This is a genomic window from Hwangdonia lutea, assembly GCF_032814565.1.
Taxonomy (GTDB): domain Bacteria; phylum Bacteroidota; class Bacteroidia; order Flavobacteriales; family Flavobacteriaceae; genus Hwangdonia; species Hwangdonia lutea.
In genome coordinates, this window is the sequence record NZ_CP136521.1 from 962189 (window position 1) to 977467 (window position 15279).

At 36.2% G+C, this 15279-nt stretch carries 13 protein-coding genes; 9 read left to right on the forward strand and 4 right to left on the reverse strand.

Annotation, left to right across the window (positions count from 1 at the left end; translation table 11 throughout):
- Window positions 1-171 precede the first annotated feature (171 nt).
- From RNZ46_RS04145 to rlmN, 5 genes are all read left to right on the forward strand, one after another.
- The gene (locus RNZ46_RS04145; protein WP_316984113.1) at window positions 172-1536 is read left to right on the forward strand and encodes an NAD(P)/FAD-dependent oxidoreductase; all 1365 of its coding nucleotides are present in this window, start codon (window positions 172-174) and stop codon (window positions 1534-1536) included.
- Window positions 1537-1612: 76 nt separating this feature from the next.
- Window positions 1613-3193, forward strand: a complete 1581-nt coding sequence (locus tag RNZ46_RS04150; protein WP_316984114.1) for a 4Fe-4S binding protein — start codon at window positions 1613-1615, stop codon at window positions 3191-3193.
- A 522-nt stretch (window positions 3194-3715) separates the two neighbouring features.
- Window positions 3716-4408, forward strand: a complete 693-nt coding sequence (locus tag RNZ46_RS04155; protein ID WP_316984115.1) for a glycosyltransferase family 2 protein — start codon at window positions 3716-3718, stop codon at window positions 4406-4408.
- A complete protein-coding gene (locus tag RNZ46_RS04160) occupies window positions 4405-5895 on the forward strand; it encodes a cellulose synthase family protein (RefSeq protein ID WP_316984116.1) in 1491 nt (496 codons plus the stop codon). Before RNZ46_RS04155 ends, RNZ46_RS04160 begins: the two co-directional genes overlap by 4 nt.
- Before the next feature lie 273 nt (window positions 5896-6168).
- Entirely contained in the window at window positions 6169-7209 is a 1041-nt protein-coding gene (rlmN, locus tag RNZ46_RS04165; protein WP_316984117.1) for a dual-specificity RNA methyltransferase RlmN, read from the forward strand.
- Between the two features lie 29 nt (window positions 7210-7238).
- On the opposite strand, the gene RNZ46_RS04170 is transcribed toward rlmN, so the two are convergent.
- Window positions 7239-8117, reverse strand: a complete 879-nt coding sequence (locus RNZ46_RS04170) for a T9SS-dependent choice-of-anchor J family protein (protein ID WP_316984118.1) — start codon at window positions 8115-8117, stop codon at window positions 7239-7241.
- 292 nt (window positions 8118-8409) lie between these two features.
- Between RNZ46_RS04170 and RNZ46_RS04175 the strand changes: the two genes are divergently transcribed.
- Window positions 8410-9387, forward strand: coding sequence for a polyprenyl synthetase family protein (locus tag RNZ46_RS04175; RefSeq protein ID WP_316984119.1), 978 nt, complete (start codon window positions 8410-8412; stop codon window positions 9385-9387).
- Between the two features lie 116 nt (window positions 9388-9503).
- Here RNZ46_RS04175 and RNZ46_RS04180 read toward each other — a convergent pair whose 3' ends face one another.
- From RNZ46_RS04180 to RNZ46_RS04190, 3 genes are all read right to left on the reverse strand, one after another.
- On the reverse strand, window positions 9504-11090 hold the full coding sequence (locus RNZ46_RS04180) for a sulfatase family protein (protein ID WP_316984120.1): 1587 nt from the start codon (window positions 11088-11090) through the stop codon (window positions 9504-9506).
- 51 nt (window positions 11091-11141) lie between these two features.
- A complete protein-coding gene (locus RNZ46_RS04185) occupies window positions 11142-11738 on the reverse strand; it encodes an FMN-binding negative transcriptional regulator (RefSeq protein ID WP_316984121.1) in 597 nt (198 codons plus the stop codon).
- 92 nt (window positions 11739-11830) lie between these two features.
- Complete coding sequence (locus RNZ46_RS04190; RefSeq protein ID WP_316984122.1) at window positions 11831-12283, reverse strand: DUF1569 domain-containing protein; 453 nt, start codon at window positions 12281-12283, stop codon at window positions 11831-11833.
- A gap of 149 nt (window positions 12284-12432) precedes the next feature.
- Between RNZ46_RS04190 and radC the strand changes: the two genes are divergently transcribed.
- From radC to RNZ46_RS04205, 3 genes are all read left to right on the forward strand, one after another.
- Window positions 12433-13131: a RadC family protein gene (gene radC, locus RNZ46_RS04195; protein ID WP_316984123.1), complete on the forward strand. Its 699-nt coding sequence runs from the start codon at window positions 12433-12435 to the stop codon at window positions 13129-13131.
- 94 nt (window positions 13132-13225) lie between these two features.
- Window positions 13226-14527: a polysaccharide deacetylase family protein gene (locus RNZ46_RS04200; RefSeq protein WP_491546690.1), complete on the forward strand. Its 1302-nt coding sequence runs from the start codon at window positions 13226-13228 to the stop codon at window positions 14525-14527.
- Window positions 14517-15206: a YjjG family noncanonical pyrimidine nucleotidase gene (locus tag RNZ46_RS04205; RefSeq protein ID WP_316984125.1), complete on the forward strand. Its 690-nt coding sequence runs from the start codon at window positions 14517-14519 to the stop codon at window positions 15204-15206. The genes RNZ46_RS04200 and RNZ46_RS04205 overlap by 11 nt, the downstream gene beginning before the upstream one ends.
- Window positions 15207-15279 lie beyond the last annotated feature (73 nt).

The following is a 15279-nucleotide window of genomic DNA, read 5'->3' on the forward strand; positions in this document are numbered from 1 at the left end:
ACCTCGGTCGTATAAAATGTTAGCTAACTTACATGATTAAAAAAAGTTTTTTGCGTCTTTAAAATTTATAAATCCTTACAAAATACCTTCAATTTAAAGCAATTCTAAATTAGCAACTTCCATATAAGTTATTATCTTTAACTTCGACCTACTACAACACAATCACTAAATATGGAGCATATTGTTATAATAGGAAATGGTATTTCGGGTGTTACGGCTGCGCGACACATTAGAAAACTCTCCGATACTGAAACAAGTTCAGCACAGGCTAAAAAAATCACCATTGTATCTGCCGAAACCGATTATTTTTTTTCTCGAACCGCGCTCATGTACGTGTATATGGGACACATGAAGTTCGAGCACACACAACCTTACGAAAATTGGTTTTGGAAAAAGAATGACATCAACCTTAAAAAAGGCTATGTAAAAACGGTTGAAACCAAATCTAAAACATTGCTTTTTGCTGATGGCGACACTCTAAAATACGACAAACTTATTATTGCCACAGGTAGTAAACCCAATAAATTTGGATGGCCGGGGCAAGATTTAAATGGCGTTATGGGCATGTACCACAAACAAGATTTAGATAATCTTGAAAAATACGCACCCAATAACAAAATATGTAAACATGCCGTAATTGTTGGTGGCGGATTAATAGGTATTGAGCTTGCTGAAATGTTGCACTCGCGACATATTCCAGTAACTTTTTTAGTACGAGAATCTAGTTTTTGGGATATGGTTTTACCCAAAGCCGAAAGCGACATGATTAACCGCGAAATACAAAAAAACGGCATCGATTTACGATTAGGCGTGAGCTTAAAGCAAATTAAAGCCGATGAAAACGGACAAGTAAAATCGGTAATTATTGAAGAAACCGGCGAGGAAATTGAATGTAACGTGGTGGGTTTGACTGCGGGTGTTTCGCCAAATATCGATTTTTTAAAAGCGTCGGATATTGAAACGAATCGCGGTGTAAAAGTAAATCGGTTTTTAGAAACAAATATTCCCGATGTTTATGCCATTGGCGATTGCGCCGAACAACACGAAGGTATTGATAACCGTCCACCAATTGAGGCAGTATGGTACACCAGCCGCATGATGGGAGAAACCGTAGCACAAACCATTTGCGGTAACCGCATAGCGTATAAACCCGGGCATTGGTTTAATTCGGCTAAGTTTTTTGATATTGAATATCAAACCTACGGTTGGGTTTGGGCGCAAACAAAAGAAAACGAAGCCCGATTTTATTGGGAACATGCTGATGGCAACAAATGCATTCACATCAATTACAATAAAAATACCCGTGAGTTTATTGGAATTAATACTTTGGGCATTAGAATGCGACACGAGTTTTTTGATAAGGTTTTAACCGAAAAACGTTCGGTCGATTATGTGTTAGAACATTTAGCCGATGCTAATTTCGACCCTGAGTTTTATAAGCTTCACGAACCCGACATCGTTTCAAAATTCAACCAAGAAAACAATACGAACATTCAACTGAAAAAGAAAAGTTGGACACGTATTTTTAGTGCTTAGTGAACATTGCCGTTATTATGGAAACGCAAATTTTTAATGAAACAGATTCCCGTCTTCGCGGGAATGACAAAAAAATATGAAAAACATTCAAAACATAGGGCTTGGTTTATTTTTAACAGGTCTCGGTATATTTATATCGCTCATATTTTTAGGGAAATATGAGTTGACTTCAGAATCATTCAACGCTATAATAGCGAATAAAGGTATTAAAAGCGACCTTTTTATTGATGATTTAAAAACGAACGTAGTTGGAAAAGAATTTATAAATCCGTTTTCATTTTCGTCTAAAATCACATCGTCATTAAAAACAGCAAACGAAACCCACAAACAAAACAACGAATGGGATAAAGTGATTTGGGATAAGCCACATAGCTTCTCGTATCAAATAGCCAAAAGTGCCGGAAGCGGCATGGTTAAAGAAAATAAATGGCTGTTTTGGTGGCTCACTTTTGGCTTGGGCATTATTGGCGCGTTACTATTTATTATTCCAAAGCTTATTACACTTGGGCCTGCGGGCATTAAAAACAATGGTATTTATCATAATGCCGCGACTAACCGCGGATGGATTGGTTGGTTTGCCTTTATATTTTTAGTTGTCTTTTATGTTTTACTCTATTTCAGACCCGATTACATTGTAAACTGGGTTTACCTTGTCGATCCGATAAGCAAAAATCTAAACGAAAATCCAGCAAGTCAATGGTTTTTATATGGCTTTTTATATTGTACTGTAATGACGGTTATGGCAGTGAGAATGTACATAAAATACCGACACAATAAATACCAAACATTACGAACCACATCGGTTTTGTTTTTTCAAATTGTATTTGCCTTTTTAATTCCAGAAATTTTAGTACGATTTGAAAAACCCTGGTACGATTTTAAAAACGCCTTCCCATTGGATTATGATTTCTTTTTTAGCTGGAATTTGAATGAACTTATTAATAGCGGCGGATTAGGCTTGTTTATTTTAGTTTGGGGCATCGTGTTAACCTTGGTTATAGTTCCCGTAATGGTATATTTCTTTGGGAAACGCTGGTATTGCAGTTGGGTTTGCGGCTGCGGTGGATTAGCTGAAACCCTGGGCGACCCGTACAGACAACTATCCGACAAATCATTAAAAGCATGGCAATTAGAGCGCTGGTTGGTACACGGTGTTTTGGTGTTTGCTTTAGTAATGACGGGCTTTACACTTTACTCTTATTTTTCGGGGGCTGAAGCGGTATTAGGTATTAAAACCCAAACCATACAAGATATTTACGGATTTTTAATTGGCGCTATATTCGCCGGGGTTATCGGCACGGGTTTCTATCCTATTTTTGGCAACCGTGTTTGGTGCCGTTTCGGTTGTCCGTTGGCGGCATATTTAGGTATTGTACAGCGTTTTAAATCCCGATTTAGAATTACAACCAATGGTGGCCAATGTATTTCTTGCGGTAATTGTTCCACCTATTGTGAAATGGGAATCGATGTGCGCGCTTATGCCCAAAAAGGCGAAAATATTATACGAGCAAGTTGTGTGGGGTGCGGAATTTGTGCTGCAGTTTGCCCACGAGGTGTTTTAAAGTTAGAAAATGGACCGGAAAAAGGACGCATAAATCCGAACGATATTTTACTGGGGAACGATGTGGATTTAATGGATTTGGTGAATCAGAAGTAAGTTTTCAGTATTCCTTAAAAAACATTCGTGTATTCGTGGCAAAATTAAAATGAAAAAGACTCTATTCTATATAACTCTTTTAATCTGCTTATCAATTTCAGCCTAAAAATCATATCAAAAAAACTATTTTGATAACGGTGTTTTAAAATCTGAAGGTTGGATAAAAAGCAATCAAAAAAGTGGATATTGGAAATTCTTTTACAAAAACGGAAACATTAAAAAAGAAGGTCATTTTTCAGTAAACAAACCTATTAAATATTGGTATTTTTACACCGAAAATGGCACGAAACAAAGTGAGGGTCGTTTTGTTAATGGCAAGAAAACAAATTGGTGGTCCTTTTACAATAGCGAGGAAAAAATAAATTACAAATGTCAGTTTAAATACAATCAGAAAAACGGATATTGCCTCATGTATGAAAATGAAAAATTAGTTTCTGTCGATAAGTTTAAAGCCGGAAAAAAAATTAAAACATGGACGGATTTAAAAGCATTCAAAAAAGAAAATAATCTACTAGATTTACAATGACACATATTAAAGTCATCATTCCCGCATTCAACGAAGCAAATTCCATCACACACGTTATTCATGATATTCCCAATATAGTTGATGAAATTATTGTGGTTAGCAACAACTCTACCGACGATACCGAAATTAACGCTAAAAAAGCTGGGGCAACCGTTTTAACCGAACCTCGAAAAGGCTACGGATATGCCTGTTTAAAAGGCATGCAGCATATTGCAAATCAAAATACTAAACCAGACATCGTTGTGTTTTTAGATGGCGATTACAGCGATTATCCCGAAGAATTAACAAAAATTGTAGCGCCAATTATTAATGATGACATAGATTTTGTAATCGGTGCCCGTGTAAAACGACTTAGAGAACAGGGCGCTATGACGTTGCCCCAAATTTTCGGAAATTGGTTGGCAACCACATTAATGTCTTTATTTTTTGGAGCAAAATTCACCGATTTGGGTCCGTTTAGAGCTATTAAATACGATAAACTATTGGGCCTAAATATGGAAGATAAAACCTATGGCTGGACGGTAGAAATGCAATTAAAAGCTTTAAAACAAAAACTAACATACACCGAAATACCGGTGAATTACAGAAACCGAATTGGCGTCTCAAAAGTTTCCGGAACCCTAAAAGGTGCTATATTTGCAGGCTTTAAAATATTAGGTTGGATTTTTAAATACAGTATTAAAAAATGATTTTAGAAACCATAATTATAGTTGTTTACACCATCGCGTTATTGCTTATATTTATGTATGCTTTGGCACAATTAAACCTCCTATTCAACTATTTATCTTCTAAAAAAAACAATGCTTCCTGTGAAACTTTCAATTTATCAAACCCGGCAGAAACCCCCTTTGTAACCATACAATTGCCCGTTTATAACGAAATGTATGTGATGGAGCGCTTGCTTGATAACATTGCCGAAATAGACTACCCAAAAGATAAATTGGAAATTCAGGTTTTAGACGACTCAACCGACGAGACCGTTGAAACCACAAAAAATCAAATCAATAAACTTAAAGCCAAAGGTTTAGACATTCAGCATATTACCAGAACCAACCGACAAGGTTTTAAAGCTGGAGCACTTAAAGAAGGGTTAAAAACAGCCAAAGGCGATTTTATAGCTATTTTCGATGCCGATTTTCTACCAAAAAAAGATTGGCTAAAACGCACCATTCCGTATTTTAAAGATGATAATATTGGCGTTGTACAAACCCGTTGGGGACACCTCAATCGCAATTATTCCGTATTAACAAAAATTCAGGCCTTTGCATTGGATGCACATTTTACATTGGAGCAAGTGGGCCGTAACAGTAAAGGGCATTTTATAAATTTTAACGGTACAGCCGGTGTTTGGCGCAAAAGCTGCATTATAGATGCTGGCAATTGGGAAGGCGACACACTAACCGAAGACCTCGATTTAAGCTACCGCGCCCAATTAAAAAACTGGAAATTCAAATATCTCGAAGATGTAGAAACACCTGCAGAACTCCCCGTAGCCATTAGCGCAGCACGCTCGCAACAATTTAGATGGAACAAAGGCGGTGCCGAAAACTTTAGAAAAATGATGTGGAAAGTGTTGAAAAACAAAAATATTTCGGCAAAAACAAAAGCCCACGGTCTGCTGCATTTACTAAACAGCACCATGTTTTTAAACATCCTTATAGTGGCCGTATTAAGCATCCCCATGCTTTACATAAAAAACGAGTACACGCACTTAAAAGCCTATTTTTTAGTGATGAGTTTTTTTGTAATAAGTACCGTAATATTTTTTGTTTGCTATTGGATCATGTATCGAAAAACATACGGCGGCGGCATAAAAAACTTTATGAATTACATAGGTATGTTTTTTGTGTTTTTCTCAATAGCCATGGGCTTTTCGCTACACAATTCCATTGCGGTTCTAGAAGGGCATTTAGGCAAAAAAAGCGAATTTGTACGTACCCCAAAATTCAACATTAACACGATAAAAGACAGTTGGAAAAACAACAAATACCTCAAAAAAACAATCTCAATGCACGTTGTTTTCGAGGGGCTATTAATGCTCTATTTCGCCTTTGGCATGTACAGCGCATTTGTAGTGGGCGACCAAGGCGGCGATTTCGGATTGTTCCCCTTTCACCTCATGTTATTTTTAGGTTTTGGCTACGTGTTCATCAAATCGCTCACTTCAAAAATTTAAAATCCATCATAATTTGTCGCGCTACCCCGAAAGCATTCGGTATTGTTTCAGCATCACACCATCATTATTTGGGCGTTACCTTTTACTCATACCTACAAGGTTACTAAAAACCTTGCAGGATCGCAAAAGGTCGGGCTTTACGCTACAATCTTTTTGTTCGTGCCTCACAAAAAGGATTTCCACTGCAATCCCTAACGCAAATACTAACTCCCATTAAAAATCGTTAACGGTAATTCGTCCATCGAAATTCCTTTCACTATTTTTGCAAAACTTATGACGGCGAAGAAAAAAGACATACGCGCATTAACCAAAGAGCAATTAAGGGCATTCTTTGTAAAACAAGGCGATAAAGCATTTAGGGGCAATCAAGTTTACGAATGGCTTTGGCAGAAATCGGCACACCATTTTGAGGACATGACCAACATATCAAAAGAAACCCGCCAAATGCTCGAAGACCATTTTGTTATCAACCACATTAAAGTCGATAACATGCAGCGCAGTAACGATGGTACGGTTAAAAACGCGGTGCGCTTGCACGATGGTTTAATTGTTGAGTCGGTTTTAATTCCCACCGCAACACGTACAACAGCCTGTGTGTCCAGTCAAGTTGGCTGTAGTTTAGACTGTAAATTTTGCGCAACGGCACGATTAAAACGGATGCGTAATTTAAACCCCGACGAAATTTACGACCAAGTGGTTGCCATCGATAATCAAAGTAGATTATATCACAATCGGCCTCTAAGCAATATTGTATTTATGGGCATGGGCGAACCTCTTATGAATTACAACAACGTAATTAAAGCCATCGATAAAATCACCTCACCCGAAGGTTTGGGCATGTCGCCAAAACGCATTACGGTGTCAACTTCTGGGGTTCCAAAAATGATAAAAAAAATGGCCGACGACGATGTTAAATTTAATTTAGCCGTGTCGTTGCATTCTGCTATCGATGATGTTCGAACCTCCATCATGCCTTTTAATGAAACCTTCCCTTTAAAGGATTTAAAAGAATCTTTAGAATATTGGTACGAAAAAACAAAACGTAAAATAAGTTACGAGTATGTCGTGTGGAAAGGCATAAACGATTCTCAAAAAGATATTGATGCCTTTGTTAAGTTCTGTAAATATGTACCCTGTAAAGTTAATATCATAGAATACAATCCTATTGACGACGGCCATTTTCAACAAGCTACAAACGAGGCTTTAGAAAACTACATTAACACTTTAGAAAAAAACAGAATTGTGGTTAATGTACGCCGAAGCCGAGGAAAAGATATTGATGCGGCATGTGGACAATTAGCAAATAAAAGTTAAAAAAGGCTGCAAATTGCAGCCTTTTTTAATTAATCTTTGTAAAATTTGATGGTTTTCAAATGCCCCTCTAGGGTCACTTTAGCGAGGTAAATACCTCGATTTAAATCCAAAACATCAACCTCCTCTTCTGTTTGATATAATTTTTTACTCAAAACTTCTTGCCCTAATAAGTTGTACAGGGTAACATTATGCAACTTAGAATGAGGTGATTTTAAAGATAAAACACCTTCGTACTTATTATAGAAAAGACTGAAGGCTTTGGCTTCTACATCCGTTAAACCAAGAGTAGAGCTAGTAACTACAACAGTGTCAACACCTATATAGTCAGAGTTATTGGTATTGTCTTCAGTAAAATACCTAAATGCAAGTCGTGCATCAACAGGTGTAACACTCAAGCCTGAAACCGTTACTGTATACTGTGTAAATGTTGTAGGATAAGAGCCTGCACCTGTAGTAAGATATGTTGGATTAATATCTAATAACAAGGTAGTATATTCACCAACATCTGTACTATTTGTTGGAGCAATTGGATTGGTTCCTGCTCCAATGCGTACCTGTAGTCTATCCGGATATTGAACGGGGTCAACCGTTCTGGTATAAAAACTTAATTCGTCACCATTTTTTAACGATAGTGTTGGAAGGATAAGCCAAGTGCTAACTGATTGACCTATACCTGATGCTGATCTATAATCAGCAGCTATATAAGAATTTAATGCACCTCCATTAGCCCTAAATTTACTTGTATCACCTTGAAACCAATTTGTCGTACCTGGAGACTCACTAACATTCAATATAGTCCAACCTGCAGTCGACAAAGTGGATACATCATCAAAATTTTCAGATAAAATTTGCCCTCTAACAAAATGGGACAAGATTAGAAAAACGAATAATAAAGTAATTTTCTTCATAATAAATAGGTTTAAAGTTGTAATAGATTAGTTTTCAACAAATGTTTATTAAACATTTAATGTGGCCTTAATTTATGCTAAATTAATTATTTAATTAATAAATGATTAACACTAAAAGAATAATGAATAACTCAAATGATATTTTGTTTAAACAATTATTTATATTCATACTGAAAATAAGGTTATTCACTCTTTTTAGCATATAACCAAATTGCATATAAATAGGTTTTTTTGATTAAAACGTTGCTTAATATCAGTTTATCATTAGCTTTGTGGCATTCAATTTTAGCATTTGAAAATAGTAGAACAAATAAAGCAACCCATAGCCTTCGAAATGGATCTTTTCGAGCAAAAGTTCCAATTATCCATGTCCAGTAAAGTGGCGTTGCTTAACCGAATTACGCATTATATTGTTAACCGTAAAGGAAAACAAATGCGTCCTATGTTCGTGTTTTTGGTATCTAAAATGGTATCGAATGGCGAAGTGAGCGAACGCACATACAGAGGCGCCTCGGTTATCGAGCTTATCCATACGGCAACTTTAGTACATGACGATGTGGTGGACGATAGCAACCGGCGTCGTGGATTTTTCTCCATAAATGCTCTTTGGAAAAACAAAATAGCCGTTTTAATTGGCGATTATTTACTATCTAAAGGCTTGTTGTTATCCATTGATAATAATGATTTCGATTTGCTTAAAATCATTTCCATTGCGGTCCGGGAAATGAGTGAAGGGGAACTGCTTCAAATTGAAAAAGCTCGAAAATTAGACATTACCGAAACGGTTTATTACGAAATTATTCGTCAAAAAACGGCAACACTCATTGCAGCCTGTTGCAGTTTGGGTGCCGCATCGGTAAAACCCGATTCGCAGGATGTTGAAACCATGCGCAAGTTTGGAGAACTTATCGGTATGGCCTTTCAAATAAAAGACGATTTGTTCGATTATGGCGCTACACAAATAGGCAAACCCACAGGCATTGATATTAAGGAACAAAAAATGACCCTGCCATTGATTTATGTGCTTAACCAAGCCGATAAAAAAGATAAACGCTGGCTGATAAACTCCATTAAAAACCATAATAAAGATACCAAACGCGTTAAAGAAGTGATTGCCTTTGTTAAAAATAATGGCGGCTTAGACTATGCTGTTGCCAAAATGAAAACGTTTCAAAATGAAGCTTTGCAGCTTTTAGAAACCTATCCGGATTCAGCGTATAAAGACGCACTGAAATTAATGGTGAATTATGTGATAGATAGGAAGAAGTGATTGATTTTTGAGGAGATTCGTTTAATGCTAAGATCAAGTTCCGTTTCAACGAACTTTATCGATAGTTAAACGAAGGTATCGTTTTTTCTGACAAAATCAAAATGGCAAAAAACAACTTATTCCATAAAACCAACCTGCTTCCAATCAAAATCAATGGCATCATTTTTTTGTGGCGTGCCAGGGGTGCTTCGTCCTTCTTTAATATATCTGATAAGTAGTGCTTTTAATGCTTCAACTTTCTGGTTGTTCAACGCTATCACATTTTGGGTTTCGCCGGGGTCTTCCTTTACATTATAAAGCTGGTATTTTGGCAACGAATCCAAAGCGGATTTATTATCGGGTCTGGGGAAGCTCCAACCACCAGAGCCAGGGCACATAATAAGTTTCCATTCCCCTTTTCTTATAGCAAAACTCCCGTTAATGGAATGATGCACCGTGGCTTCCCTAAATGGTTTATTAAGCTTTTTTTGAAGGAATAGCGGCAGTAAACTGTAACTGTCTTCAGCTTCGTTATCCAAAAGATTATATCCCGAAATTTCGGCACAGGTCGCCATAAAATCGGTCGTACAAATGGTTTCTTTTGAAGTAATACCTCGCGCTATCTTTTTAGGCCATTTAACGATAAAAGGCACCCGATGTCCGCCTTCAAAAATATCGGCTTTGTGTCCGCGATATATATAACTTGGATTATGGTTTTTTGCTTTTAAAACCTTATAATCTGCTTCCGGCGAACAGCCATTATCACTTGTAAAAACAACGATGGTGTTCTCTTCAATTCCAGCTTCTTTTATTGTTTTGGCAAGCTGCCCCATGTAAGCATCGATGAGCATCATAAAATCGGCATAAGGATTTAATTGGCTTTTCCCCAGCCATTCCTCTGTTGGCAAAATTGGGGTGTGCGGCGACGGTAAAGCAAGATACAAGAAAAACGGATGGTCGCTTTTAGCTTTTTCGGTAATGTACTTAAACGATTTTCTGAAGAAATTGGGCGTTACATCATCATGGACAAAATCTTTTGAAGTTGGCCCTTTGCGCCACCAAGTGTATTTGCCCGAGTTTTCGGTAATTGAATCCGGAACAGCGGTAACCCGTCCGTTTTCAACATACACATAAGGTGCCATATCCAACGAACCCGAATGCCCATACGCATAGGTAAACCCTAAATCGTTTGGACCGTTTTTTATGGGTTTTGTAAAATCGATATTATCGAAATCCTTAAAATCCCAACCGATTCCGCCAAAACTGTCCTTGTCTTTTAAAGCCCAATCCCAACCTAAATGCCACTTGCCAATAAATGCGGTGTGGTATCCTTGTTTTTTTAACATAGAAGCCACAGTGGTTTTCGAATTTGGAATTAAAGCTTTAGATTTTCCTGTTAACACACCGCTTTTTAGTTTACTTCTCCAATTATATCGCCCGGTTAAAATACCATAACGCGTTGGCGTACATACTGCCGATGACGTATGTGCATCGGTAAACCTAATGCCCGCGTTGGCCAATTGGTCGATGTTTGGGGTTTTAATTTGTCCGTTTTCATTAAAGCTTGAAATATCGCCGTAGCCCAAATCGTCTGCCAAAACATAAATAATGTTTGGTTTTTGTTCTTCTTTTTTTGTGGATTTTGAGCAGCTTGTAACCATAAAAAGGACAAACAGTAACAATATTGGCGTGTGGTTTTTCATTTCATTTAAAAATAATTTCATTTATGTTATTTGGGAATTTATTTCAAACTCATATCATTCAAAGGCCCTTATTCAGTTAAACACTTTACTCAAAAAAGTTTCAATACTTGCTTTATTGGCTCGTATAAGTTCCCATTTCGCTTGAGTCATATCGGTTTTATTTTTGTCTTGCGAAAGTTTAAATTTACCTTCCCAATGGGTAATATCAATCTCAAATCCTTTTATATAATTTATTAAACCGTGCATTCTTGGGTCATCCATTTTTAATTGGTATTTATGGTCTGGAGCCTCCAAAAAACTAGCCATGTCCACCAAACTTTGCTTTACTTTTTCTTCATCGGTTACAGCAGTTACCGTTCCTTTTACATGCACTTTTATATAATTCCAAGTGGGTAGTTGCGCCGTTGAATAAACACTGGGTGAAATGTAACACTGCGGCCCCGAAAAAATTAGAGTTACTACATTATTGTTGTTGAGTAATTCCGCTTGCGGATTATATTTATCGATATGTCCAACAAGCTTTCCGTTATCATTGTAAATTAAGGGTAAATGACTTATAAAAGGCGCGTTATTTTTTACTGAAATAACCGTGGCTAACGGATAGGTTTTAATCACTTCAATCAGGTGATTAATATTATTTTCTTGATGATGTTTTGGTGGATAATTCAAACTAATTAATAATTAAAAGTGAATAATTTTTAGGGTTCTAAATTTGAAACTGAAACGGAACAATTTTAATTTTCACATTATATATCACGCCATTACACTCCAAATTGAGTTAAATGATGATCTAAATGTTTGTATTGCATTTTACCCCATTGTTCAGTTGTAAAATCTCCAAAAAACGGATGTGTTGGCCAACTCGTTTTTTCTTTTAATTGTGAAAACTCATTAATATCTTGTATCAATTTTTCTTTTTGAATTGTAAATTCCTGGGCATCAGTTACTATAAATTCTCGAACGGTTCCCAAATTTTTCTGCCATGGCTTATCATTATACATGGCAGATTTAAAAAGTTTAAACAAGAGTTTTTTTGCAAAACCAATTTTGGTATTTAGCTCTAAAGTACCGTTGGCAACTTCAAGAGGTTTTTGGCAATGGGTAAGCATTTGAGCCACATTCATTTTGCCCCAATTGGGTTGCGATGTCTCATTTAAGTTTTGTATTCTGTTTAAAATGATTTGTTGCGTTTCAGTTTCAAATAAAGACTTCATATTTCGGTATTTTAGTTTAAAAAAGCACTCAATGTAAAACCTTGAGTATCCGTTGAAATTGTCGTTCCCGTAAATACGGGAATCTGAATAAAGTGTTTTACAAAAATACTTTATTTGCACTTGAAATTTACAATAATTATATTTATCCAATGTCTGAAAAACCATCTTCATTTTCAATAAAAAATTGGGCGCAAGACGATCAACCCCGCGAGAAATTACTTTATAAAGGCAAAACCGCCTTAAGCGATGCGGAATTAGTAGCTATTTTAATTGGCTCGGGCAATAGAGAAGAAAGTGCCGTAGCCTTATGCAAACGTATTTTAGCAAGTGTTGACAATAATTTAAGTGAACTGGGAAAACTATCGGTTGAACAATTAATGCAATTTAAAGGTATTGGAGAGGCGAAAGCCATTACCATTGCCGCTGCGATGGAGTTGGGGCGACGTCGACGAGGTGAAGAGGCATTGCAGAAAAACAAAATCACATCCAGTACATCGGTTTTCGAACTTATGCAACCCATTATTGGGGAACTCCAACACGAAGAATTTTGGATTATTTACTTGAATAATTCCAATAAAGTGATTCAAAAAAACCAATTGAGCAAAGGTGGCATTACGGGCACTTTGGTGGATGTGCGTTTGGTATTAAAAAACGCATTGCAAGTTGGTGCCACGGGTTTAATTTTGGCACACAACCATCCGTCAGGTACTTTAAAACCCAGTGAAGCCGACAAACAAATTACCAATAAATTAAAAGTTGCCGCTGAAAGTTTGGATATAAAAGTGTTAGACCACCTAATTATAACAGAAAAAGCATACTTTAGTTTTGCAGATGAAAACACGCTTTAACCTGTAAAAAAATGCACGAATTCCAAATTCCAACCGTATACTAATTATATGGTTTTGGAATTTGATATTTAAAATATTCGAATTTTAGAAAATGATGTTATTAGTATATACCCATAAAATATCACCTAGATTAAAATATGTATTCAAACATATTTGCACTAGGGTATTGGGTATTGATGTGTCGTTTACCACAAAAATTGAGGCGTTTATTGCGCACGATAATTTAAAAATGTCGTACACTCGGCAACCATTGGCAAACGAGTTTTTTATAAAAAGTCATGATATTTTATTTGAGCAAGGCCTATCGGACGTAGACATACACGTACACGATTGGGAGGACACCAAAGGCTTCTTTCAAAACGGCGATAAAAGCGCGATTCCGTTTGATATTTTTGCGGCATCATTTTATTTATTATCCCGTTACGAAGAGTATTTACCGCAAGTACGCGACGAGTTTGGACGTTTTTTGGCTACCGAAAGTATCGCTTTTAAACACAACTTTTTACATCAGCCTGTTGTAGATATTTGGGCGTTAAAATTTAAAAAAGCTTTACAAAATCAATTCCCGGATTTTAATTTCCCCAAACGCAGCTATAGCATAAAACCTGTAATTGATGTACCAAGTCCGTATAACTATAGACTAAAGGGAATTATTAGAACCTTTGGTGGTGCCATTAGAGATTTATTTCGCTTTAAATTGAGGAGTTTATACGACCGGTTTATGGTGCTTTTCGGATTAAAACACGACCCTTTTGACACATTTAAATACATAATAAACAAACAAAAACAAAGCAAGTTTAAATTTATATTTTTCTTTTTAATAGGCTCTTACTCAACATACGACAAAGGTATTAATGCCAATAAAAAAAAGTTTATTTCGCTTATAAAACAAGTGGCCGATTATAGTCTTGTTGGATTAAAAGCATCATTCTTTGCCATTGATAACCTTAAGACTTTAAAAAAGGAGAAACTTCAGATGGAGACAATAATTAACACCAATTTAAAAGCTTCAAGGCAATCGCACTCTAAACTTAATTTACCCGAATCTTACAGAAATCTTATTGATTTGGAAATAGAAGAAGATTACACCATGGGCTATATCAATCATATTGGTTTTAGGGCAGGGTCTTGCACACCATTTTTATTTTACGACTTGGATTACGAAACCCAAACCCCATTAAAAATTCATGGTTATCACCTGATGGATTTTGCCTTGCTTAAACACAAATCGTTGTTGGACAAGAAAAAGGCATTACATCAAATTATTAACGAAGTAAAGCGGGTAAACGGCGAATTAGTTCCTGTTTTTCACAATTACACGTTTAGTGATTCCAACCGTTGGAAAGACTTTAAAACATTGTTTAATATTATTTTAGAATCGGTAAATGAAGATTAAAGGCATTACAGATATATTTTTTGATTTAGACCACACCCTTTGGGATTTTGATAAAAACTCAGCGCTTACATTCGATAAAATTTTTAAGCTGAATAACATTGATATTAATTTGAATGAATTTTTGGCGTATTACGAACCAATCAATTTAAATTACTGGAAGCTTTACAGAGAAGAAAAAATAGATAAAGCGTCATTGCGTTTTGGGCGGCTCAACGATGCTTTTTTAGCCGTGGACTTTACGGTTGAAAGTCGTGTAATCCATCAACTTTCAGAAGATTATATTACGCATTTAAGCAGTTTTAACCATTTGTTTGAAAATACTTTTGAAATCCTGGATTATTTAAAACACAACTACACCCTTCACATTATAACCAACGGATTTAGCGAAGTACAGCAAGGAAAAATGAAAAATTCAAACATCATCCAATATTTTAAAACGGTGACAAACTCCGAATCGGTTGGTGTAAAAAAACCAAATCCTAAAATTTTTAACCATGCTCTAAAAGTGGCGAATACACCCGTGAATCAAGCTTTAATGATAGGCGACAACTATGAAGCAGACGTATTAGGCGCCATAAATATTGGAATGGATGCCATTTTGTTCGACAGTAAAAACGAAGCAGTAAACGAAAATATTAAGCAAATAAACAATCTAATTCATTTAAAAAATTATTTGTAAAACGTATCTTTACAATTGGGCTTTTAGTGTCGTAATGCACCATAAGCCTTTGTCACCCTAGACATGTTTCAGG